Annotated in this window: 21 protein-coding genes; 11 read left to right on the top strand and 10 right to left on the bottom strand. The window is 69.9% G+C overall.

The annotated features are described in order from the left end of the window. Nucleotides 1-139 precede the first annotated feature (139 nt). Genes hflK through PKE85_RS06820 form a run of 3 tightly spaced genes read left to right on the top strand, consistent with a single transcriptional unit; the run spans nt 140 to nt 2,504 of the window. Entirely contained in the window at nt 140-1,423 is a 1,284-nt protein-coding gene (hflK, locus tag PKE85_RS06830) for a protease modulator HflK (RefSeq protein WP_271204023.1), read from the top strand. Further along, nucleotides 1,420-2,322 (top strand): protease modulator HflC, encoded by a 903-nt coding sequence (gene hflC / locus PKE85_RS06825; RefSeq protein ID WP_271204022.1) that lies wholly within the window; start codon nt 1,420-1,422, stop codon nt 2,320-2,322. Before hflK ends, hflC begins: the two co-directional genes overlap by 4 nt. Further along, nucleotides 2,319-2,504 (top strand): DUF2065 domain-containing protein, encoded by a 186-nt coding sequence (locus tag PKE85_RS06820; protein ID WP_271204021.1) that lies wholly within the window; start codon nt 2,319-2,321, stop codon nt 2,502-2,504. Before hflC ends, PKE85_RS06820 begins: the two co-directional genes overlap by 4 nt. Nucleotides 2,505-2,541: 37 nt before the next feature. Here the strand turns inward: PKE85_RS06820 and PKE85_RS06815 are convergent, their stop codons facing one another. The 3 genes from PKE85_RS06815 to PKE85_RS06805 form a co-directional block, all read right to left on the bottom strand. Then, nucleotides 2,542-3,450, bottom strand: coding sequence for a ferric iron reductase (locus PKE85_RS06815; RefSeq protein WP_271204020.1), 909 nt, complete (start codon nt 3,448-3,450; stop codon nt 2,542-2,544). Nucleotides 3,451-3,484: 34 nt separating this feature from the next. Then, nucleotides 3,485-4,648 (bottom strand): HPP family protein, encoded by a 1,164-nt coding sequence (locus PKE85_RS06810; RefSeq protein WP_271204019.1) that lies wholly within the window; start codon nt 4,646-4,648, stop codon nt 3,485-3,487. Between the two features lie 62 nt (nt 4,649-4,710). Further along, nucleotides 4,711-5,199 carry an Rrf2 family transcriptional regulator gene (locus tag PKE85_RS06805; RefSeq protein WP_271204018.1) on the bottom strand — a complete coding sequence of 163 codons (489 nt, stop codon included), beginning with the start codon at nt 5,197-5,199 and terminating at the stop codon, nt 4,711-4,713. A gap of 100 nt (nt 5,200-5,299) precedes the next feature. Here PKE85_RS06805 and PKE85_RS06800 point away from each other — a divergent pair, with 100 nt between their 5' ends. Continuing rightward, nucleotides 5,300-5,686, top strand: a complete 387-nt coding sequence (locus PKE85_RS06800; protein WP_271204017.1) for a group III truncated hemoglobin — start codon at nt 5,300-5,302, stop codon at nt 5,684-5,686. A gap of 44 nt (nt 5,687-5,730) precedes the next feature. Beyond that, entirely contained in the window at nt 5,731-6,942 is a 1,212-nt protein-coding gene (gene hmpA / locus PKE85_RS06795) for an NO-inducible flavohemoprotein (protein WP_271204016.1), read from the top strand. Nucleotides 6,943-7,027: 85 nt separating this feature from the next. On the opposite strand, the gene PKE85_RS06790 is transcribed toward hmpA, so the two are convergent. From PKE85_RS06790 to PKE85_RS06765, 6 genes are all read right to left on the bottom strand, one after another. Beyond that, on the bottom strand, nt 7,028-7,495 hold the full coding sequence (locus PKE85_RS06790; protein ID WP_271204015.1) for an SRPBCC family protein: 468 nt from the start codon (nt 7,493-7,495) through the stop codon (nt 7,028-7,030). Nucleotides 7,496-7,619: 124 nt separating this feature from the next. After that, a complete protein-coding gene (xth, locus tag PKE85_RS06785; RefSeq protein ID WP_271204014.1) occupies nt 7,620-8,405 on the bottom strand; it encodes an exodeoxyribonuclease III in 786 nt (261 codons plus the stop codon). A gap of 279 nt (nt 8,406-8,684) precedes the next feature. Then, nucleotides 8,685-9,704, bottom strand: a complete 1,020-nt coding sequence (ilvC, locus tag PKE85_RS06780; protein WP_271204013.1) for a ketol-acid reductoisomerase — start codon at nt 9,702-9,704, stop codon at nt 8,685-8,687. Nucleotides 9,705-9,739: 35 nt separating this feature from the next. Next, nucleotides 9,740-10,339, bottom strand: coding sequence for a TetR/AcrR family transcriptional regulator (locus tag PKE85_RS06775; protein ID WP_271204088.1), 600 nt, complete (start codon nt 10,337-10,339; stop codon nt 9,740-9,742). A gap of 275 nt (nt 10,340-10,614) precedes the next feature. Continuing rightward, nucleotides 10,615-11,166 (bottom strand): acetolactate synthase small subunit, encoded by a 552-nt coding sequence (gene ilvN, locus PKE85_RS06770; RefSeq protein WP_271204012.1) that lies wholly within the window; start codon nt 11,164-11,166, stop codon nt 10,615-10,617. Between the two features lie 201 nt (nt 11,167-11,367). Then, nucleotides 11,368-13,131, bottom strand: a complete 1,764-nt coding sequence (locus PKE85_RS06765) for an acetolactate synthase 3 large subunit (protein ID WP_271204011.1) — start codon at nt 13,129-13,131, stop codon at nt 11,368-11,370. A 426-nt stretch (nt 13,132-13,557) separates the two neighbouring features. Here PKE85_RS06765 and PKE85_RS06760 point away from each other — a divergent pair, with 426 nt between their 5' ends. From PKE85_RS06760 to pdxY, 3 genes are all read left to right on the top strand, one after another. Then, on the top strand, nt 13,558-15,384 hold the full coding sequence (locus tag PKE85_RS06760; protein ID WP_271204010.1) for a calcium-binding protein: 1,827 nt from the start codon (nt 13,558-13,560) through the stop codon (nt 15,382-15,384). Between the two features lie 152 nt (nt 15,385-15,536). Next, nucleotides 15,537-16,058, top strand: coding sequence for a DedA family protein (locus PKE85_RS06755; RefSeq protein WP_271204009.1), 522 nt, complete (start codon nt 15,537-15,539; stop codon nt 16,056-16,058). Between the two features lie 116 nt (nt 16,059-16,174). Beyond that, entirely contained in the window at nt 16,175-17,023 is an 849-nt protein-coding gene (gene pdxY / locus PKE85_RS06750; protein WP_271204008.1) for a pyridoxal kinase PdxY, read from the top strand. A gap of 43 nt (nt 17,024-17,066) precedes the next feature. Here pdxY and PKE85_RS06745 read toward each other — a convergent pair whose 3' ends face one another. Further along, a complete protein-coding gene (locus PKE85_RS06745) occupies nt 17,067-18,068 on the bottom strand; it encodes a phosphatase PAP2 family protein (RefSeq protein ID WP_271204007.1) in 1,002 nt (333 codons plus the stop codon). 127 nt (nt 18,069-18,195) lie between these two features. Between PKE85_RS06745 and PKE85_RS06740 the strand changes: the two genes are divergently transcribed. From PKE85_RS06740 to PKE85_RS06730, 3 genes are read left to right on the top strand one after another with little or no spacing between them, the layout of a single operon-like run. Next, the gene (locus PKE85_RS06740; RefSeq protein WP_271204006.1) at nt 18,196-19,236 is read left to right on the top strand and encodes a phosphatase PAP2 family protein; all 1,041 of its coding nucleotides are present in this window, start codon (nt 18,196-18,198) and stop codon (nt 19,234-19,236) included. A gap of 34 nt (nt 19,237-19,270) precedes the next feature. Further along, on the top strand, nt 19,271-20,176 hold the full coding sequence (locus PKE85_RS06735) for a PhzF family phenazine biosynthesis protein (RefSeq protein WP_271204005.1): 906 nt from the start codon (nt 19,271-19,273) through the stop codon (nt 20,174-20,176). After that, nucleotides 20,173-20,874 (top strand): NUDIX hydrolase, encoded by a 702-nt coding sequence (locus PKE85_RS06730; protein ID WP_271204004.1) that lies wholly within the window; start codon nt 20,173-20,175, stop codon nt 20,872-20,874. Before PKE85_RS06735 ends, PKE85_RS06730 begins: the two co-directional genes overlap by 4 nt. The last annotated feature ends 11 nt before the right edge of the window (nt 20,875-20,885 follow it).

Here is a 20,885-nt window from a genome sequence, read left to right as displayed (position 1 = left end):
TTTTCCGCGCGCGCCGGGCCACCTGCCCCAAGCTTGCGCGCCCTCACGTTGAACGGGAGGCCGCGCCAGCCTATAAGCGGCGAATGACCCCCCATCCGACGGCCCAAGGCCTTGGGACGTCTCGACTTAAGGACGATCGATGCCCTGGAGCAACCAGAGTGGCGGCGGCGGAGGCGGCGGCCCGTGGGGAAACAAGCCCGGCGGGCCGTGGGGGCAGGGACCCCAGTCCCAGGGGCCCACGCCGCCGGATCTGGACGATCTGATCCGCCGCGGACAGGAGCGGCTGAAGGGCGTGCTCCCCGGCGGCGGCGCCGGCGGCAAGGGCGTGTTCGTGCTGGCTCTGGTGGCGGTGGTGGCCTGGTCGCTGTCCGGCTTCTACCGGGTCGAGGCGGACGAGGAGGGCATCGTGCTGCGCTTCGGCGCCTACGACCGCACCACCCAGCCCGGCCTGAACTACCATCTGCCCTATCCGATCGAGACCGTGCTGACGCCCAAGGTGACGGCGCAGAACTCGATCGAGATCGGCATGCGCACCGCCGCGAACGTGGGCGTGCGCGGGGCCTCCAGCCGGGAGGTGCCGCAGGAAAGCCTGATGCTGACCGGCGACGAGAACATCGTGGACGTCAACTTCTCGGTGGTCTGGATGGTCAAGCCGGCGGATCCGGCGGCGGGCCGTCCGAGCGGCGCGGCGAACTATCTGTTCAACCTGCAGAATCCGGAAAGCACCATCAAGGCGGTGGCCGAAAGCGCCATGCGCGAGGTGGTGGGCCGGTCGCGCCTGCAGCAGATCCTGACCGAGGGCACGCCCGAAACCGACGTCAGCGCCACGCCGACCACCCCCGGCGCGCCGCCGGTGGAGCCGGTGCGCAAGCCCGAGGACGTGCAGTCCGCCGCCGTCACCGCCGCGGCGGTGCGCGAGCTGATGCAGAAGACCCTCGACAGCTACCAGTCCGGCATCGACATCGCCCAGGTGCAGCTTCAGAAGATCGCGCCTCCGGGCGACGTCATCGCCGCGTTCCGCGAGGTGCAGGCGGCGCAGGCGGACCGCATCCGCCTCACCAACGAGGCGCAGGCCTACGCAAACCGGGTCGTGCCCGAGGCGCGCGGCCGGGCGGCGCAGACGCTGCAGGGCGCCGAAGGCTACCGCGCCGCGGTGGTCGCCGAGGCGCAGGGCCAGGCGTCCCGCTTCAGCCAGGTGCTGGCGGAGTACGGCAAGGCGCCGGACGTGACCCGCGAGCGCATGTTCCTCGAGACCATGGAGCGGGTGATCGGCGGCGCGGAGAAGGTGATCATCGACCCCAAGACCGCGGGGCAGGGCGTGGTGCCGCTGCTTCAGCTCGACCAGCTCGGCGCCGCCGCCCAGCAGCAGCGTGGCGGTCAGCCGGCGCCCCGCGGCGCCGTGACGACGGGAGGCGGCCAGTGAACCGCAGCATCTTCGGCGGCGTCGCCGCCTTCCTCGCGGTTGCGGCCGTCATTATCGGCTACAGCGCGCTCTACACCGTCAGCCAGACGGAGCAGGCGATCGTGCTGCGCTTCGGCCAGCCGGTGGACACGGTGACGACGCCGGGCCTGCACGCCAAGCTGCCCTTCATCGAGAGCGTGACCCGCATCGACAAGCGCATCCTCGATCTCGACCTGCCGGAGCGCGAGGCCACCGCCAACGACCAGAAGCGTCTGGTTGTGGACGCCTTCTCCCGCTACCGCATCGTGAACCCGCTGCGGTTCCGGCAGGCGGTGGGCACCATCGAGCAGGCCAACGCGCGCCTGTCCAACGTGCTCACCGACGCGCTGCTGGAGGCGATCCGCTCCTCCACCTTCCAGCAGATCGTGCGCGACCGGCGCGACCAGATCATGGCCCGCATCCGCGACCAGGCGAACCGCGAGGCCGACCGTTTCGGCATCGAGATCGTCGACGTGCGCATCCGCCGCGCCGACCTGCCGGAGCAGAACTCCAAGGCGGTGTTCGAGCGCATGCAGTCCGAACGCGCGCAGGAGGCGGCCGAGATCCGCGCCCGCGGCGCCGAGCAGGCGCAGGGCATCACCGCCCGCGCCGACCGCGACGCCCAGGTCATCGAGGCCGAGGCCAACCGCGACGCGCAGGTGATGCGCGGTCAGGGCGACGCCGACAAGACGCGCATCCTCGCCGAGGCCTACGCCGCCAATCCGGAATTCTTCGCCTTCTCGCGCTCCATGGAGGCGTATGAGAAGAGCCTGAAGACCGGCGGCCGGCTGGTGCTGTCGCCGTCGAGCCCGTTCTTCCGCTTCTTCGAGCAGCCGGAAGGCGCGGTTCCCGCCGCAGGCGCGGCCACTCCCCGTCAATGACGGATTTCTTCGTCGCCCTCGGTCTCGTGCTCGTGATCGAGGGCGTGCTGTTCGCCGCCGTCCCCGGCGCGGCGAAGCGCTCCTGCGCCAACATCCTCGCCACGCCGGACGTCCTCCTGCGCGGCGTGGGCCTCGGGGCCGCCGTGCTTGGGCTTGGCGTGATCTGGCTGGTCCGCGGCTGAGGCGTCAGCCCGCCAGCACCCGAAGCCGCGCCGAGCCTCAGGCTTCGCCGAGCTCCCCGCGCATCAACTCCCCAAGCTTGTCATGCAGGTCCTTCGGCTTGCGCAGGACGCAGGTTCCGCACAGCTCGCCGCCGCCGACGGTGTAGTAGCGGCAGCAGCCGCCGCGGGCGCGGAAGCGCTGGCGCGCCAGTTCGCGTCCGGGCGTCCCGCCGTCGACGAGCGCGATCTCCACGAAGCGCATCTCCTTGTTGGCGAGCGGCGATCCCGGTTGTTTGAGGACGGCCAAAGCGTCGGCCACGGCCTGATCCTCCCGTCCAAGGCGGCGGCCGGCCTCCAGCAGCGCATAGGCCAGCGCATCGCCCACGAGCCGCCACAGCGCGGCGACCGGCAGCCGGCTGTAAGCGTTGAGGCGCAGGATCAGCGGGGCCATGTGCCGTTCGAGCGCGGCGCGGGCGTGGTCCGCCAGCGCCTCCCGGTCGGGCAGAAGCAGCGCATGGGGATGGCCGTCCCAGCGCGGATCGTCGGTCGCGAAATGCGCGCCGCTGACGCGCAGGTGCAGCCGTTCGAGCCGGATGTCGCGGTCGAGATAGCGGCTCGCATAGGCCTCCAGCCGATAGCCCAGCCGCTCGGTCTCGATGTCCGGCATCAGGCCGAACCCTGCGATCGCCTCCGCCGCCGGAGTCGCCAGAGCATGGGCGTAGGCGGAGATCAGGTAGGCGGACTGCCCCTTGGCGTCGAGCTCCGGCGAATAGGCGCGCTGGCTCTCCAGCAAGCGGGCCATGCCGGCGCGGTCCTCGCCCCAGAGGGCGGAGACCGGGCGCCACGCCTCGTCCAGCGGGCCGAACGAGACCGGGGAATGGAGGTCGCGCGCCCCCAGCGCCGCGGCCAGCGCGGGGAGTGGCGAAGAGGCTGGGCGTCCGGGCGCGGCGGGGGGCGAAGCGGTCATGACGCGGGAGCATTCCCGCGTCGCGGCGCCGGGTTCAAGCCTCCAGAGGTCGGGGGGCGGGTCCGCTCCGGGCCGCGAGCAGGGCGAGGATCAGGTCGGTCTGTGCGAGGATGCCCGCAAGGCGGCCGTCGCCGTCCACCACGGGCAGGTGGTGCAGGCCGTCGTCGGTGAGCAGCGGCGCGGCGTCCGAAAGCGGCGATTCGGGCCGCAGGGTGCGCACCGGCGACGTCATGATGTCCTCTACCCGCGATGAGGGCGCCTTGAGCCGCTTGGCCGTGATCTCCATCCGGCGGCCGAAGCCGAGGCGGGGGCCGCGCGCGTCCCACACCGCCTTCTCCAGCATGTCGCTCTGGGTGACGATGCCCACCACCCGCGCGGATTCGTCCGTCACGGGCAGGGCCTTCAGCCGCCGCTCCCGCATCAGCTCGGCGGTCGCACGTAAGGAATCGCCCGGCGCCACCGCGATCACGTCGCGGGACATGACGTCGCCGCAGGAGGCGGCGGGCGCGCGGCGGCCGAGCGCATGCAGCTGCGCCCGGCGCATCAGCTCGGCGAGATCGCGGCGGCCCACGTCGAGCACCTGGCCCGTCTCGGCCAGCGCCGCGTCGAGGTCCTCGTCGGTGACGCCCACCCGCGCGGACGGCGCCGCGCCCGGCCGGCTCGTCGCCGGCTTCGCGGGACGGTGGGGATAGGTCCGGCCGGCCAGCGCGTTGAAGGCCAGCGCCGAGGCCAGCAGCAGCGCGGAGTTGCCGGCCACCGGCCAGAGCGCGAAGCCGAAGCCGAGATCATGCACCGGCGCGCCGCCGAGCACCGCGGTCAGCGCCACGGCGCCGCTCGGCGGATGCAGGCAGCGCAGCGCGATCATGGCCGCGATAGCGAGGCCGGCGGCGACGGCGGCCGCGAGGAACGGGGAGGGGATGAGCTGCGCCGCGGCCACCCCGATCAGCGCCGAAACCACGTTGCCGCCCATGATCGACCAGGGCTGCGCCAGCGGGCTCGCGGGCACCGCGAACAGCAGCACCGAAGACGCGCCCATGGGCGCGATCAGCGCCGGCAGGCTCCAGCCGCCGGCACCCACGGCCATATGCGAGATCACCCCCGTCGCCAGAATCCCGACGAAGGCGCCGACCGCGGACGCGGCGTGCTCCTTGCGGCTGTAGCGGGGCAGATCGGGAATGAGGCGTCGCAGGACGGACATGGGCGTCTTCTCATGGGAGGCGCGGCCGGACCGCGCGCCTCGGGAACGGGCGTCGCGAGCCGTCAGCCCGCCACGTCGTCCGGCACGGCCTCGCGCTCGCAGCCGGAGGCGGCCGCAAGCGTCCGGGGCGTCTTCAGCGCGGCGAGAACCGCGCGCAGGCCGTTCGGCCCGCCGGTCACGCTTGCGAGGGTGCGCCGGTCCAGCACCGCCAGAAAGGCGCGCGTCGCCTCCGCCAGCACGCCCTGCACGCCGCAGGCGCCGTTGATGGGGCAACTCGGACAGTCCACCAGGTCGAACCCGTCCTCCATGCGCCGCACCACCTCGCCGATGGTGATGGTCTCCGGGGGGCGCGCCAGCCGCACGCCGCCGGTGCGCCCGCGCAGCGTCTCCACGTAGCCGGCTTTCCCAAGCTCGTGCACCACCTTCATGAGATGGTTCTGGGAGATCCCGTAAGCCGTTGCGATCTCAGATATGGACGACAGGCGATCCGGCCGGGCGGCCAGATAGATCAGGGTCCGGATCGAATAATCCGTGTAGCGGGTGAGGCGCATCGCGGGCTCGATCCGAGGAAAAAGATACATCCTGCTTGCATCTTTTTAGCGGGTCCGGTACGCCAATAAAAGATGCATATGAAATGAATGTTTTCGAGCGATGATCCCGCTGTCCGACGACGATCTCCATGCGCTGGTGCGCGACTTCTACGCCGCCGTCCGGGCCGACGCCGAGCTCGGGCCGCTGTTCGAGGGCGTCGTCGCCGACTGGCCCGAGCACCTCGAGCGCCTGACGGGCTTCTGGTCATCGGTGATGACAGGAAGCGGCCGCTACAAGGGCGATCCGTTCGGCGCCCATGCGGCGATCCGCGACCGCCTCCGCCCGGAGCTGTTCGCGCGCTGGCTGGCGTTGTGGGGCGCGGCCACGGAGCGCCGTTTCCCGCCGGCGGTCGCGGCCGCGCTGCAGGCGAAGGCCGCGCGCATCGCCGCCAGCCTTCAGGCCGGCCTGTTCTTCCGTCCCGACGGGCCCGACCGTTCCGCGGCCTGACGCCGCCGGTTCCGCCCGTCTTCATCGCCTTAAGGAGGCGTCCGATGCCCAAGCCCCTGAGCCCGAGCACGATCGGGATCGTCAAGGCCACCGTTCCCGCGCTGGAGGCTCACGGCTTCCAGATCGTCCGCACCATGTACGGACGCATGTTCCAGAACCCGGCGATCCGGGATCTGTTCAACCAGTCCCACCACGGCGATGGCGCGTCCCAGCCCAAGGCGCTGACCGGCGCGATCCTCGCTTACGCCAGGAACATCGACAATCTGGGCGTGCTGTCGGCTGCGGTGGAGCGCATCGCCCAGAAGCATGTGGGCCTGCAGATCCTGCCCGAACATTACCCTTACGTGGCCGAAGCGCTGCTCGGCGCCATCAAGGAGGTGCTGGGGGAGGCCGCGACCGAGCCGGTGCTGGCCGCATGGGGCGAGGCCTACTGGTTCCTCGCCGACATCCTGATCGAGCGCGAGGCCGCGATCTACCGCCACATCGCCGACGCCGAGGGCGGCTGGAACGGCTGGCGCGAGTTCCGCATCGTCGCCAGGACGAAGGAGAGCGACGCCATCGCCTCCTTCACGCTGGCCCCGGTCGACGGCGGCCCCGTGCTGCGCCACAAGCCGGGGCAGTACCTCACCTTCTGGATCGAGCAGCCGGGCCGGCCGGCGCTGAAGCGGAACTACAGCGTCTCGTCCGCGCCCAACGGTCGGGACTACCGCATCAGCGTGAAACGCGAGCCCCACGGCGTCGTCTCCGGCTGGCTGCACGACGAGGCGCAGGTGGGGACCGTGCTGAAGGTGGGCGCGCCCGCCGGCGAGTTCTTCCTCGAGGGCGTCCCGGAGCGGCCGGTGGTGCTGCTGTCCGGCGGCGTCGGGCTGACGCCCATGGCGTCGATCCTCGCGGCGCTGGCGGAGGCGCGCGCTCAGGTTCCGGTGCATTACGTGCACGCCGCGCGCGACGGCGGCGTCCACGCCCTTGGCGACGAGGTGCGCGCGCTGGTCGCGGACCGGCCGAACTTCTCCGCCTGCACCTTCTACGAGACGCCGCGCGCCGAGGACGGCGACGGCCGCTACGACGTCTCCGGGCGGGTCACGGTGGACTGGCTGCTCGCCAACACGCCTGCGCGGGAAGCCGACATCTATGTCTGCGGCCCCAGGGGCTTCCTCGCCACCTTCGTCCACGGGCTGGAGGCGGCCGGCGTGCCGGCGGCGAACGTCCATTACGAGTATTTCGGCCCGGCGGAAGGCCTGCCGGCCGCAGCCTGAGAGCGCCGTCCGGACCTCCGGTCCGGCGGGTGGAAACAGGAAGAGGCGAGGGCCGCCTGGAGGCGGCCCCCGCCTTGTACCGCGATCAGAACTTGGCCTGCAGCGCGGCGAGGCCGGAGCTGAAGATGCCCTCGATCACCTTCTTCGCGGCGGCTTCGTCCGCGCCCTTGGGCTCGAAGGAGGCGGTCCAGGTCACCGTGGTGGCGTCGCCGTGGCCCTTGAGGGTGAAGCTGGCCTTGTAGTTCGCCACCGGGAGCGGGCTCTCGTCGATGACGTAGGCGTAGCTGTGGCCGGCCTTCTCGGCCGTCTGCGTCTCCACGATCTCGCCGCCGCCCTTGAGCGACAGCGTCCGTTTCTTGCCGCCGTCCGACAGCGTGCATTTTTCGATCGCCGGGTGGAACTGGCCGATGCCGCAGAAGTCCTTGGCGGAGGCGGCCCAGACCTTCTCGGGCGAGGCCTTGATGTCGGCGGTCTGGGTCACCTCGGTCGCGAGCGCGGCGGAGCCGGCGGCGAGCGAAAAGGCGGCGGCGAGCAGGATGCGGCCGGTGGACATGGGGCGTTTCCTCGGAAGCGGCGGGCGTTCGTGCGCCCGCTCGTGACAGTGCGGGGCTGAGCCTCGCAAAATCGTGAGGTCCGAAAAACCCGACGAAGGGATGAAGCGCCGACGGTCGCGGCGTTCAGCCGAAGGCGAAGTCCGCGATTGCGGGCACATGGTCGGACGGCCGCTCCCAGGCGCGGACGTGCTTGTCGATGCGGGTCGTGAGCAGCGCGTCGGCGGCCTGCGGCGACAGCAGCAGGTGGTCGATGCGGATGCCGTCGTTCTTCTGCCAGGCGCCGGCCTGATAGTCCCAGAAGGTGTAGACGCCGTCCGCGTCGTCGCAGGCCCGCACGGCCTCCGTGAAGCCGAGCGCCATCAGGCGCCGCCACGCCGCGCGGGTGTCGGGGCGGAACAGCGCGTCCTCCACCCAGGCCTCGGGACGCCTGGCGTCCTGCGCCGCCGGGATCACGTTGTAGTCGCCGGCGATGACGTAAGGCTCCTCCAGCCGCAGCCGTTCGGCGGCGTGGGCCCGCAGACGCTCCATCCAGGCGAGCTTGTAATCGTATTTGGGGCCGGGCGCGGGGTTGCCGTTGGGCAGGTAGATGCCCGCCACCCGCACCGCGCGGCCGGGGATGGAGACCACCGCCTCCACGAAGCGGGCCTGATCGTCCGCGTCGTCGCCGGGCAGGCCGATGGTCACGTCCTCGAGGGCTAAGCGGGAGAGCAGCGCGACGCCGTTGTAGGTCTTCTGCCCGTGGACCACGACGTTGTAGCCGAGGTCCTCGATGGCGGTCCTGGGGAAGGCGTCGTCGACGCACTTGATCTCCTGCAGGCAGACCACGTCGGGCTCCGCCTCCTTCAGCCAGCGCGTCAGCAGGTCGAGCCGGGTCTTGATGGAGTTCACGTTCCAGGTGGCGATCCGCACCGCGCGCGTCCCGTGTCGGCGTGAGGGGAGGGCGCAACCTAGCCGCCCGGCGTCCGCGGGCCAAGCCTTACGCCCCGAAACGAACGCGGCGGCGGAGAGGGCTCCGCCGCCGTGGGAAACGCGAGACGTTCCGCGCTCTGACGATCCCGCGCGTCGTCATGCCCGAGCTTGCCTCGGGCATCCACGACTTGAACGTCCGAGCTTTCGCTGTCCGTAAAATCGTGGATACCCGGCTTCGCCGGGCATGACGGCGATGTGGCGCGAGCGCCGGCGCGTCGATCAGTTCTTGGACTTGTCGACCATGGCCTTGGCCTTGATCCACGGCATCATGTCGCGGAGCTTGGCGCCGACTTCCTCGATCTGGTGGGCGTCGTTGCGGGCGCGGGTGGCCTTGAACGAGGTCTGGTTGACCTTGTTCTCCAGCATCCAGTTGCGGGTGAACACGCCCGACTGGATGTCGTTCAGCACGCGCTTCATCTCGGCCTTGGTCTCGGGCGTGATGATGCGCGGGCCGGTGACGTATTCGCCGTATTCCGCGGTGTTGGAGATCGAGTAGTTCATGTTGGCGATGCCGCCCTCATAGATGAGGTCGACGATCAGCTTCACCTCGTGCAGGCACTCGAAATAGGCCATCTCGGGGGCGTAGCCGGCTTCCACCAGCGTCTCGAAGCCGGCGCGGATCAGCTCCACCAGGCCGCCGCACAGCACGGCCTGCTCGCCGAACAGGTCGGTCTCGCACTCTTCCTTGAAGGTGGTCTCGATGACGCCGGCGCGGCCGCCGCCGTTGGCCGAGGCGTAGGACAGGCCGATGTCATGGGCGTTGCCCGAGGCGTCCTGATAGATCGCGATCAGCGACGGCACGCCGCCGCCCTTCAGGTACTCGCCGCGCACGGTGTGGCCGGGGCCCTTCGGGGCGACCAGCAGCACGTCGAGGTCCTTGCGGGGCTCGATCAGGTTGAAGTGGACCGAGAGGCCGTGGGCGAACAGCAGCGCCGCGCCGTCCTTGAGGTTGGGCTCCAGGCTCTCCTTGTAGATGTCGGCCTGCAGCTCGTCGGGGGTGAGCATCATCACCACGTCGGCGGCCTTGGCGGCCTCGGCCGGGCTCATGACCTTGAAGCCCTCGGCCTCGGCCTTCTTGGCGGTGGCGGAGCCGGGGCGCAGGCCGATGATGATGTTCGGCACGCCCGAGTCGCGCAGGTTCAGCGCATGGGCGTGGCCCTGGCTGCCGTAGCCGATGATGGCGACCTGCTTGCCCTTGATGAGGTTCAGATCGGCGTCGCGATCGTAATAGACGCGCATTGTGAGGTCCTTCCCGAGGCCTGTCCGTTGAAGGTTCAGCCGGTCCTGGCCGGCGTTTTCGTCGCCCCGTAGAGGGCAAGGAACTGGTCGACGGCGCGGCGCGCGTCGGCGCCCGCGTCGAGGGTGAAGTCGTCGCCGAGCAGCCGGCGGATCTGGACGTCCCGCACCACGAGGCCGAAGAAGGCGCGGAAGGCGTCCTCGGCGTCGTCGAAGGCGATCAGCCCCGCGGAGCGGGCGTCCAGCAGCAGCGGCTTCAGCCGCTCGCCGATGGCGAAGCGGCCGTTGGCGAGCACCGCGCCCCCGAGCGTCCCGGCCTGGCCGATGGCGACCCGGTTCAGCGCCACCGACGTCTCCGAGGCGATCACGTTCAGCCAGTCGGCGGCGAAGCCTTCAAGGCTTTCGCGCAAGGAGCCGGCGTCGAGCCGCTGGCGGTCATAGGCGCCGGCGCGCACCCGCGACGCCTGCCAGCGCACGGTGGCGCTCAGGAGCCCGTCCCGGTCGCCGAACCATTTGTAGAGCGTCTCCTTGGAGCAGCTCGCCCGCCGCGCCACGGCGGCCATGGTCAGCGCCGCGGCGCCCCTTTCGACCAGCAGCGCGAGCACGGCGTCGAGCACGGCGCCGCGCCGCCCCGTCATCTCCTCGCCCGCGCTGTCCAGACCGATGCCGCTCACGTCCCGATGCCGTCCACGTTGCCGTACCGTACGTTACGGTTCGGTCGTATGGACGATCCCGGAGCGGCTGGCAAGGGCTGTTTTGGGGGAAGGGGAACCGCTCGGCGCGGCGTCATGCCCGCGCCTTCGCGCGGGCATCCACGACTTTGTCCTGCAAGCGCCGCGCGTGGTGAAAAGTCGTGGATGCCCGAGACGAGCTCGGGCATGACGCAGGATCTATGTCGAAACCAGCCAAGCCCTCAGGCCGTCATGCCCTCGGGGCCGCGGGCGATGGCGGCGACGCCGGTGCGCGACACCTCCACCAGCCCGAGCGGCACCATCAGCGAGGTGAACTGGTCGAGCTTGTCGGGCTTGCCGGTGAGCTCGAACACGAAGCTCTCGGTGGTGGCGTCGATCACGCGGGCGCGGAACGCCTCCGCGATGCGCAGCGCCTCGACCCGAAGCTCGCCCTTGCCGCGCACCTTCACCAGGATGAGCTCGCGCTCCAGCGCCTTGCCGGTCAGCGTGAGGTCCACCACCGAATGCACAGGCACCAGCCGGTCGAGCTGGTTCTTGATCTGCACCACCACGTCGGCCGGGCCGGTGGTGACGATGGTGATCCGCGAGAGGTGGCTCTCGTGGCTAATCTCGGAGACCGTCAGGCTGTCGATGTTGTAGCCGCGGCCGGAGAACAGGCCGATGACGCGCGCGAGCACGCCGGGTTCGTTGTCCACGAGGATCGCGAGCGTGTGGGCGGCGCGGGCCTCGTGGTGCTCGTCCATGAAATAGGCGGAGCCGGTGGGTTGGCGCATCATCTTATCCGTTGAGGCGACGTCGCCGCGGCCGTCATGCCCGGCGAAGCCGGTGTCCACGACGTGGGCGTCGAATGGCGGAGAGGGGGCGGGATGCTCGCGCGGCGCGCGGGCACGACGGTGCGGTTTGAAGCCTCGCGTTCCATGACGGTCCCGGATCGGCCGTTCCGGCCGTCCGGGAGGACCGTCATGGGGCGACGATCACACCAGCGCCTTGCCGGCGCCGGTGATGGCCTGGTTGATGCTCTCGTCCGCGTCGTCGTTGAGCAGCATCTCGTTGTGGGCGCGGCCCGAGGGGATCATCGGGAAGCAGTTCTCCATCTTGTCGACCAGGCAGTCGACCACGGCGAAGCCCGGCGCGTCGATCATCGCCTGGATGGCGGCGTCGAGGTCGGCGGGGTCCTGCACCCGGATGCCCGTGCCGCCATAGGCCTCCGCCAGCTTCACGAAGTCCGGCAGCGCCTCGGAGTAGGAGTTCGAGTAGCGCCCGCCGTGCAGCAGCTGCTGCCACTGGCGCACCATGCCCATGTACTCGTTGTTCAGGATGAACACCTTCACCGGCAGCTTGTACTGCAGGGCGGTGGACAGCTCCTGCAGCATCATCTGGATCGAGGCCTCGCCCGCGATGTCGATGACCAGCGCGTCCGGGTGCGCCTTCTGGACGCCCACCGCCGCCGGCAGGCCGTAGCCCATGGTGCCGAGGCCGCCGGAGGTCATCCAGCGGTTCGGCTCCTCGAAGTGGTAGTACTGCGCCGCCCACATCTGGTGCTGGCCCACTTCCGTGGTGATGTAGGTCTTGCGGTCCTTGGTCAGCTCGTAGAGCCGCTCGATGGCGTGCTGCGGCTTGATGATGGTCTCGGACTTGCGGTAGCCGAGGCTCTTGCGCGCGCGCCAGCCGTCGATCTCGCCCCACCAGTCGGCGAGCGCGGCCTGGTCCAGCGCCGCGCCGCTGGCGCGCCAGACCTCCAGCATGTCTTTCAGCACATGGGCCACGTCGCCGATGATCGGCACCTGGACCTTGACGTTCTTGTTGATCTGCGCCGGGTCGATGTCGATGTGGATCTTCTTCGAGTTCGGCGCGAAGGCGTCGAGGCGCCCCGTGATGCGGTCGTCGAAGCGCGCGCCGACGCACAGCATGACGTCGCAGTCATGCATGGCGTTGTTGGCCTCGTAGGTGCCGTGCATGCCGAGCATGCCGAGCCACTGGCCGCTCGAGGCCGGATAGGCGCCGAGGCCCATCAGCGTGGAGGTGACGGGCGCGTCGATCAGGTCCGCGAACTCCCGCAGCAGGCGCGAAGCCTCCGGACCGGAGTTGATGACGCCGCCGCCGGTGTAGAAGATCGGCTTCTTGGCGCCGCGCAGCAGCTCCACCGCCTGGCGGATGCGCTCGGCCTCGCCCTCGATCTTCGGCCGGTAGGTCTTGTGCGACACGTTGTGCGGGCCGACATAGCCGCCGGTCGCGAACTGCACGTCCTTCGGGATGTCGATGACCACCGGGCCGGGGCGGCCGCTGGTGGCCACGTAGAACGCCTCGTGCAGCGCCCGCGCCAGATCGTCGACGCTCTTCACCAGATAGTTGTGCTTGGTGCAGGGGCGGGTGATGCCGACCGTGTCGCACTCCTGGAACGCGTCCGAGCCGATCAGATGCGTCGGCACCTGGCCGGTGATGCAGACCAGCGGTATCGAGTCCATCAGCGCGTCGGTGAGGCCGGTGACGGCGTTGGTGGCGCCGGGGCCGGAGGTGACCAGCAGCACGCCGGGGCGGCCGGTGGAGCGGGCGTAGCCCTCCGCCGCATGGGCCGCGCCCTGCTCGTGACGGACGAGCACGTGCTCGACCTTCTCCTGCTGGAACAGCACGTCGTAGATCGGAAGCACCGCGCCGCCGGGATAGCCGAAGATGTGCTCGACGCCCTGGTCCTGCAGCGCGCGGACGACCATCTCCGCGCCGGTCATCGTCTCGGTCATGGCGGTTTCCTTCATCGCCGCGTCCGGGTCCCGACGTCCGTTTCGGACCGGCCCGGCCTTGTTGAGACCTCATCCCGCCGACCGCTCATCCGGACGCCGGGCAACAAAAAAGGGCCCGCTGGGGAGCCCTTGTGCTTAGGCGTCACCGCTGGCGCGCGGGCTTCAGACGGCCCGCGACCTCGATGACGCCAGACTTACGAGAATGAACATGCGCGACACGGGCGCTCTCCATCGCCAAAGTGGCGCGGACGCTAAGCGCGGAGAGGCGCGCTTGTCAAGCCGATCCCGTGGAAAACCGGGGAGGCGCGCGGCGTGAGACTTTCGGCGGAAGCGTCGATCCCGGGCGCCGTCATGATTGCGTCGGAGGCCGCCGGCACTATCATCGGGTGCGACAGATTGCGCCTCACACCCTGAAGGACCGCCGCCATGGCCCGTGTCGTCATCAATTCGGTCGGCTCTGCGATCGACAACCAGATCTACGCCGCGCTTCAGCCGCAGCGGCTGGAGCTGTTCTCCACCACATCCTACGAATTCCGCGCTGGCGACGGACGGCTGGTGTTCAAGGGCGACTTCAGCGTGGTGAACGGCGCCTTCGCCGGCGGCGTCGCCACGTCGATCGAGGTGCGGAACAACACGGGCGCGCTGGTCGCCACCATCGATCAGGTGTCGATCGACAGCGACGACTTCTTGGCGCTCACGAGCCATGACGAACTGAACGGCCTGCTCGGCGCGTCCACGTTTCAGGGCAGCTCCGGCGCGGATCGGGTCTATCTCAGCGGCGCCACCGGCGCCTGGAGCGTCGACGCCGGCGCTGGCGACGATCTGATCACGGGCGCGCTGGTCGGGAACAACACGCTCAACGGCGGCGACGGGAACGACCTGATCGCCGCCTTCGGCGCGGGCGCGGACACGTTCAACGGCGGCGCCGGCGACGACGTTCTGCGGGCGGGCTTCGGCGGCGACACGCTGATCGGCGGCGCGGGCGTGGACCGGATCGAGTTCGCGCCGGCCGCGGAAGGCGGTCTGGGCGGGGCGGCGGTCCGCATCCAGCTGTCCAACACCGGCGCTCAGACCCTGCGAGAGGGCGTGACGCTGACGGTCAGCGGCGTGGAGAACGTCACGGGCACGGACTTCGGCGACTGGATCGGCGGCGACGACGGCGCCAACCGCCTGCTGGGCGGCGGCGGGAACGACCGTCTGCTGGGCGGACGCGGGAACGACTACCTTGAAGGCGGCGCGGGCGCGGACACGCTCGAGGGCGGACGTGGGAACGACACCTATGTGATCGACGCCTCCGACACCGTGAAGGAGCTTGCTGGACAGGGCGTCGATACGGTTCGTCTGGAGTACAGATATTCTCCGAGTGTGGATTTTTATGAGTACAGAATTGATTCGAATATTGAAAATGTAGTGGTGAGGGCGGGAAATCCTGTTCATGTCTGGGGAAATGAAGGCGACAATGTCATCGAGGGGGGCGGAGAAGGCGATGTTCTTTATGGCATGGGTGGCAATGACACCATAAAAGTTGGCTTCGGTGACACCTCTGTTTCGGGCGGTGAAGGTTTAGATACGCTGGTTCTGTTGACCATGTCGCGCGAGTCTATGGGGAGCGTCGACTTGGGAGCTGGTTTTGCAGAGTGGCGGGATGACGGTTTTGGATATTCTTACAATATAGCTTTCGACAGCATTGAAAATGTCGTCGGCGCTGGTGGAGATGATTACATCTATGGTTCATCGGGCGCGAATGTGATCGACGGGGGGGAAGGTCGGGACCGTCTCTACGGCTACGGGGGAGATGACACGATCTTGGGTGGAGATGGGAAGGACTACCTTTACGGTGATAGCGGTGCAGATACCCTCGACGGCGGCGCCAGTAACGACTGGTTGACGGGAGGCTTGGGGGCTGATCGTCTGACCGGAGGGGCCAGCGGAGACATATTTATATTTAATTCCATTACCGATAGCCAACTGTACGGCGCGGGGCGTGATGTGATCCTCGACTTCAGTCCGAGCGGCATCGACAAGATCGATCTTCGCGGCATTGACGCTTCGACTTTGGCGACCGGCGATCAGGCGTTCACCCTGATCAAAACCGCGGCCTTCACCGCGGGCGTCGCCGGCCAGTTGCGCTATGACGTCGGCCCAAATGGCCACCTCTACCTCTACGGCGATGTGAACGGCGACCGGAGCGCGGACTTCTCGATCCTCGTCGCCAACACGGACGGGCTGATTTCGAAGGATTTTCTGCTGTGACCCACAGGGGCGGTTTCGTGCCCCCCGCCTCCGTCGCGCAGTAAGCCCTGCCTTAACCGGCGGCGCTTAAGGTCGCTCGCGCGCGCCGGTGATCGGCGCGCCGCGCGGCCGCGAGCGGCGCGCCCGGATCGCGCCGAGACCGAGCAGACCCCATGAGCTTCCACGACATCGTCCACGCCGTGCTCGAATTCATCAAGGAGCACGAGGCCTGGGCGCCGTTCATCGTGTTCGTGCTTGCGTTTCTGGAGTCGATCGTCGGGCTGTCGCTCGCCATTCCCTCCACGCCGCTGTTCGTGGGGGTGGGCGCGCTGATCGGGGCGAGCGGGCTCGCCTTCTGGCCGATCTTCGCCGGCGTGGCGCTCGGCGGATTCATCGGCGACTGGGTGTCCTACGTTCTGGGCTTCCGCCTGAAGGATCGGGTGCTCGGCTGGGAGGCGGTGAAGTCCAAGCCGCAGCTCATCCTGCGCACCCAGGGGTTCGTGCAGAAATGGGGCGCGGCCGGCGTGTTCCTCGGGCGCTTCGTCAGCCCGATCCGCTCCTTCGTGCCGTTCGTGGCGGGCATGTTCCTGATGCCGCAGCTGTGGTTCCAGCTCGCCAACGCCGCCTCCGCCATTGTCTGGGCCTATGTCCTGCTCGCGCCCGGCGCGGCGCTGATCCGCAATTATCTCGGCTGATCCATCAGCGGCCGAACCGCGATCCATCACGGAACGGAACTCGACGGCGCCGTCCGCGCGGACGTAAAACCGCGGGGCGGCGCCTGATCGCGCGTCGCGTGACGCGAGTCGGCCCCATGAACATCCTGTCGATCCAGTCCCATGTCGCCTATGGCCATGTGGGCAACGCCTCCGCGACCTTCCCGCTGCAGCGCCTCGGCCACGAGGTCTGGCCGGTGCACACGGTGCAGTTCTCCAACCACACCGGCTACGGCGCCTGGCGCGGGCCGGTGTTCTCCGCCGACATGGTGCGCGAGGTGGTGACGGGCATCGCCGAGCGCGGGGTGCTGCCCACCTGCGACGGCGTGCTGTCCGGCTACATGGGCGACGTCTCCATCGGCGAGGCGATCCTCGACGCCGCGCGTCTCGTGAAGGCGGCGAACCCGAAGGCGCTCTACTGTTGCGATCCCGTGATCGGCGACGTGGGACGGGGCGTGTTCGTGCGTCCCGGCATCCCGGAGTTCATGCGCGACCGGGCCGTGCCCGCCGCCGACGTGGTGACGCCGAACCAGTTCGAGCTGGAGCATCTCGCGGGCGTCGGGGTGGGCTCGCTCGGGGCGGCCGTCGCCGCGGCGCGGACGCTGCGGGCGCGGGGGCCGGAGACGGTGCTGGTGACGAGCCTGCAGACGCCCGAGACGCCCGACGACGCCATCGACCTGCTGGCGGTGGACGGGCAGGGCGCGTTCCGCCTCCGCACGCCGCTGCTGCCGGTCTCCGTCAACGGCGCGGGCGACGCCATCGCGGCGCTGTTCTTCGTGCATCTGCTGGAGACGGGATCGGCCGCCGAAGCGCTGTCGCGGGCGGGCTCCTCGGTCTACGGCCTGCTCAGGGCCACCGCGGAGGCCGGCTCCCGCGAGATCCTGACGGTGGCGGCGCAGGACGAGTTCGTCCGCCCGAGCCGGAGGTTCGAGGCTGAGGCGATATGAAAGCCGGTTCGGAAACGGCTGAGGCGTTCGATTCCAACGTGCGTCATGCCCGCCGCAGGCGGGCGTCCGAGACCTTCTGCTGAGCGGACGCCTGAACGTTCAAGCCGTGGATGGCCGAGGCGCGCTCGGGCATGACGGCCTGCGGAAGCCCGGAGGGCGCGCCGAGGGGCGTTCGGGCGAGCGTCGCGACCATGGCCCAGACGGCGGCGCCTGCGATCAGATCGATCACGTAATGCCCGCCGATCGGGATTGTGGACAGGATGACCACACCGTTCCAGATCGCCATGGGCCAGGCCAGAAAACGGTCGCGTCGGAATGCGTAGGCCGTCATCAGGGCGAGGCCGCAATGGATCGACGGGAACGTCACCACCCCCTGCAGCCGCGTGAAGTCGACCGTCGCCCAGGCGCCGGAGCGGTAGGCTTCGAACACCGGCAGGTGATAGAGGCCCGCTCCCGGCGGCAGCGCGCGCAGGATGTCGTCGGAAAGGGCGTAATGCGCGAAAGCGCCGACGGCGGGCGTCGCGGCGGAGATCAGCGTACAGACCGTCATCACGCCGGCGAAGCCGGCGCACAACTCCCACAGCCGCTCCTCCCGCCGGGTCACCGCGAAATAGACGATGGCGGCGAAGATCAGCGGGAAGGAGCTCAGATAGGCGGCGCCGAGACCATAGGACAGCCAGGGCCGGGCGGCGGCGGCCGCCACGAGGCGCGGCGTGTCGATCCCGAGCGCCGCGTCGGCACCGGCGAGCCATGGGTCCGCAAGCGGAGCGCCGAGGCGCGCGGCCATCAGGCTGATGACGCCCGCCATCATCGCGCTCCCCATCGCCACCGCGACGCCGCCGGTGACCGCCGCGAGCACGCGGTCGGGTCGCCGCGTGGCGTAGAGCCGGTGCAGGCCGGCGAGGCAGGCGAAGCCGGCGACCGACATGGCGAAGGTGAGCGGCGTGACCGATCCGCCGGCCGCCAGCAGGAGAACGGCCGCCATCACGGCGGAGGCGACGGTCCAGGCCCAGGCCCAGGGGTAGGCGGAGATGGCAGGTGTCATGACGCGCCTCGTGGTGTCCGCCAGTTAGGCGCGCAGGGGTTAAGGCCGGGTTGGCGATGGACCGGAACGTCGCCAGTCGACGCCTCGTAGCCCAGCTTGTTTACGATGCGGGTGTTAAGCCCCGGTCATGGCGCGCGCGCATCTGATCCCGGACACGTTCTCTGACGGCTGGCCCTTCAGCCGGTTCGCCGGGTCTGGAGGCGCCCGCGCGCGTGGTCCGGTTCTCCGGCTCGCCGCCCTGCTGCTGGCGGCGCAGGGGGCGATGCTCGCGACCCTCGCTTTCGGCAAGATCACGCTCGACCTTGAAGACGTGAAGCAGATCTACGGCCTGCTGTTCATTCTCGCCGTCCTCGCTGCAGGTCTCGGCGCTGCGGGCTTCCCCCGGCTTGCGCTTGGGCTGGCGGCGCCGGTCGCCTGCCTGCTGCTGGCGCCTCCGGTGGCGGTGTGGAGCTATCAGGCCATGGGCGCCGGGTTTCCGCTGGCGGACGATCGCCTCATCGCCATGGATGCGGCGCTGGGCTTCGACTGGCGCGGCTTCATCGCCTTCGTCGACGCCCGCCCCGCTCTCGCGGCTGCGCTTGATCTGGCCTACCGCTCGTTCACGCCGCAACTGCTGCTGCTGCCGATGATCTTCGCGCTTCGGGGGGAGACGGCGCACGCCTGCGCCATCATCGCGGCCTACGCGCTGCTGTGCTTCTCCGCCGCCGTCATCGGCGCGTTCTTCCCGGCGCTCGGCACCTATGTGGTCTATGGGGTGGCGCAAAGCGATCTCGCTTCGATCGACGCGCATTACGGCTTCTTCTTCCTGCCGGAGTTCAACGCGGTGCGCGAGCCCGGCCCGTTCCGGCTCGATTTCGACAAGGTCGCGGGCATCCTCACCTTTCCCTCGGTGCATGCCGGGGCGGCGACGCTGTGCGCCTGGGCCGTGTGGCGCAGCCCGGCGCTGCGCTGGCCGGTCCTGATCCTCAACCTGCTGATGGGGACCGCCGCCATCAGCCACGCCAACCACTATCTGGTCGATGTGGCGGCGGGCGTCGCGCTGGCCGCCGTCTGCGCCAGGCTCGCCTCCATGCTGTTTTCGGCGCCGGGGCAGGCGATCGGGACGATGGGCGCGGCCGGGCTCGTCGCTCCGACGCAAGGCGGAGACCGCGCCGGCGTTTCGGCGTAGCGGCGCAGGAGAACCACATGGTATCCCTAACACCATGTCGCGCCTTTACGTGATCCTCAACGTGTTCGCCGACCGGCCGCTCGCCGGCAATCCGCTCGCCGTGGTGCTGGACGCCCAGGGTCTCGACGCCGGAGGCATGCAGGCCATCGCGCGGGAGTTCAACCTGTCGGAGACGGTGTTCCTGCTGCCGGCCGAGGATGAGGCCCGCAAGGCTCGGCTGCGCATCTTCACGCCGGAGCGGGAGCTGCCCTTCGCGGGCCATCCGACGGTGGGGACCGCCGCGCTGCTCGGCCTGATGGACGCGGCCGCGGGCAAGGGCCGCCTGCACGCCTTCGAGCTGGAGGAGCCGGTCGGAGCGCTGCCCTGCGACGTGGAGGTGCTGGACCGGCGCCGCGCCTTCGCCTCCTTCGCGCTGGCGCGCCTGCCGCAGCCGGCGGGCGAAGCGCGCGCGCCCGAGGCGATCGCGGCGGCGCTCGGGCTCGACCCGGACGACATCGGCTTCGACGGCCATGCGCCGTCCCGGTTCGAGGCCGGCAACCCCTTCACCTTCGTGCCGCTGAAAAGCTGCGACGCGCTGGCGCGGGCGGTCCTGCGCCATGACCTCTGGGACGCAGGCTTCGGCGGGGAGGGGCGTCCGTCCGCCTATCTCTACGCCCGCGGCGAGGCCGGCTCGGGCTTCGCCTTCAGGGCGCGCATGCTGCGGCCGGGGCTGGGCGAGGACCCCGCCACCGGCTCGGCGGTCGCGGCGCTCGCCGGCGCGATCATGGCGTTCGAGCCGCCCGCGGACGGGGCGCATGCGATCCGCGTCGGCCAGGGCGACGAGATCGGCCGGCCGAGCGTGATCGAACTCGGGCTGAAGGTGCGCGGCGGGGCTCTGGCCTCCGCGACCATCGGCGGCTTCGCCGTGGTGGCCGCCGAAGGTTCGCTGTTCGTCAAATGAGCGGAGCGCGGGTCGTCGACGTGGCGGGCTTCGGAGGGCGGCTCACGGCCGGTCCGCTCGCGGTCGACGTGGCGGAAGCCGACGCCATCGCCGCCAATTTCGCGGCGGAGAAAGCGCGCAAGCCCAAGATTTTCGACGGCCGGGTGCTGCTCGCCGAACATGTGGCGGTCGAGGACGGCCGGCTCACGGCGGACTATGCGGAGACCGGCTTCTCCACCTTCCTGTGGTGGCGCGCGGAAGGGTTTCCCGAACGCGGCGTCCGCAACGTGTTCGGGGCCGCGGCGGTGGTGACGTCGGACGGCGCGGCCCTGCTCGGCCGCATGGCGCCGCACACGGCCAACGCCGGCAAGGTCTATTTCCCCGCCGGCACGCCCGACCGTGACGACCTGCGCGGCGAGGCGGTGGACATCGAGGGCTCGATCCTGCGCGAACTGCGGGAGGAGACCGGGCTGGAGCCTCCGCTGGCGACGCCGACCGAACAGCGTTTCGTGGTGTTCGCGGGGCATCTGGTCGCCTGCCTGCGCCGGTTCGACTGCGCGCTCACCGCGGCCGATCTCAAGGCTCATGTGGAGGCGACGCTTCGCGGGCAGGACGAGCCGGAGTTCGACGCCGTGGTTCTGGCGCGGCGCGCATCGGACATCACGGGCCCCACGCTGCCTTACGTGCCCGCGGCGCTGGAGCGGCTTCTCGGCTCATAGGCCTTCGCCGC

It is taken from the genome of Methylopila jiangsuensis (assembly GCF_027922305.1).
GTDB lineage: Bacteria > Pseudomonadota > Alphaproteobacteria > Rhizobiales > Methylopilaceae > Methylopila > Methylopila jiangsuensis.
Note: the sequence above shows the minus strand (reverse complement) of the source record. Positions and strands in the feature narration are given on the sequence as shown.

What these genes read in the sequence shown, in the direction of transcription:
- PKE85_RS06820 (WP_271204021.1), top strand. Translation starts at nt 2,319, where the DNA reads ATGACGGATTTCTTCGTCGCCCTCGGTCTCGTGCTCGTGATCGAGGGC.
- PKE85_RS06730 (WP_271204004.1), top strand. Translation starts at nt 20,173, where the DNA reads ATGAGCGGAGCGCGGGTCGTCGACGTGGCGGGCTTCGGAGGGCGGCTC.
- PKE85_RS06775 (WP_271204088.1), bottom strand. Translation starts at nt 10,339, where the DNA reads ATGACGGGGCGGCGCGGCGCCGTGCTCGACGCCGTGCTCGCGCTGCTG.
- PKE85_RS06800 (WP_271204017.1), top strand. Translation starts at nt 5,300, where the DNA reads ATGATCCCGCTGTCCGACGACGATCTCCATGCGCTGGTGCGCGACTTC.
- PKE85_RS06760 (WP_271204010.1), top strand. Translation starts at nt 13,558, where the DNA reads ATGGCCCGTGTCGTCATCAATTCGGTCGGCTCTGCGATCGACAACCAG.
- hmpA (WP_271204016.1), top strand. Translation starts at nt 5,731, where the DNA reads ATGCCCAAGCCCCTGAGCCCGAGCACGATCGGGATCGTCAAGGCCACC.
- PKE85_RS06815 (WP_271204020.1), bottom strand. Translation starts at nt 3,450, where the DNA reads ATGACCGCTTCGCCCCCCGCCGCGCCCGGACGCCCAGCCTCTTCGCCA.
- PKE85_RS06755 (WP_271204009.1), top strand. Translation starts at nt 15,537, where the DNA reads ATGAGCTTCCACGACATCGTCCACGCCGTGCTCGAATTCATCAAGGAG.
- PKE85_RS06745 (WP_271204007.1), bottom strand. Translation starts at nt 18,068, where the DNA reads ATGACACCTGCCATCTCCGCCTACCCCTGGGCCTGGGCCTGGACCGTC.
- PKE85_RS06740 (WP_271204006.1), top strand. Translation starts at nt 18,196, where the DNA reads ATGGCGCGCGCGCATCTGATCCCGGACACGTTCTCTGACGGCTGGCCC.
- PKE85_RS06790 (WP_271204015.1), bottom strand. Translation starts at nt 7,495, where the DNA reads ATGTCCACCGGCCGCATCCTGCTCGCCGCCGCCTTTTCGCTCGCCGCC.
- pdxY (WP_271204008.1), top strand. Translation starts at nt 16,175, where the DNA reads ATGAACATCCTGTCGATCCAGTCCCATGTCGCCTATGGCCATGTGGGC.
- PKE85_RS06735 (WP_271204005.1), top strand. Translation starts at nt 19,271, where the DNA reads ATGTCGCGCCTTTACGTGATCCTCAACGTGTTCGCCGACCGGCCGCTC.
- ilvC (WP_271204013.1), bottom strand. Translation starts at nt 9,704, where the DNA reads ATGCGCGTCTATTACGATCGCGACGCCGATCTGAACCTCATCAAGGGC.
- PKE85_RS06805 (WP_271204018.1), bottom strand. Translation starts at nt 5,199, where the DNA reads ATGCGCCTCACCCGCTACACGGATTATTCGATCCGGACCCTGATCTAT.
- ilvN (WP_271204012.1), bottom strand. Translation starts at nt 11,166, where the DNA reads ATGCGCCAACCCACCGGCTCCGCCTATTTCATGGACGAGCACCACGAG.
- hflK (WP_271204023.1), top strand. Translation starts at nt 140, where the DNA reads ATGCCCTGGAGCAACCAGAGTGGCGGCGGCGGAGGCGGCGGCCCGTGG.
- PKE85_RS06810 (WP_271204019.1), bottom strand. Translation starts at nt 4,648, where the DNA reads ATGTCCGTCCTGCGACGCCTCATTCCCGATCTGCCCCGCTACAGCCGC.
- PKE85_RS06765 (WP_271204011.1), bottom strand. Translation starts at nt 13,131, where the DNA reads ATGACCGAGACGATGACCGGCGCGGAGATGGTCGTCCGCGCGCTGCAG.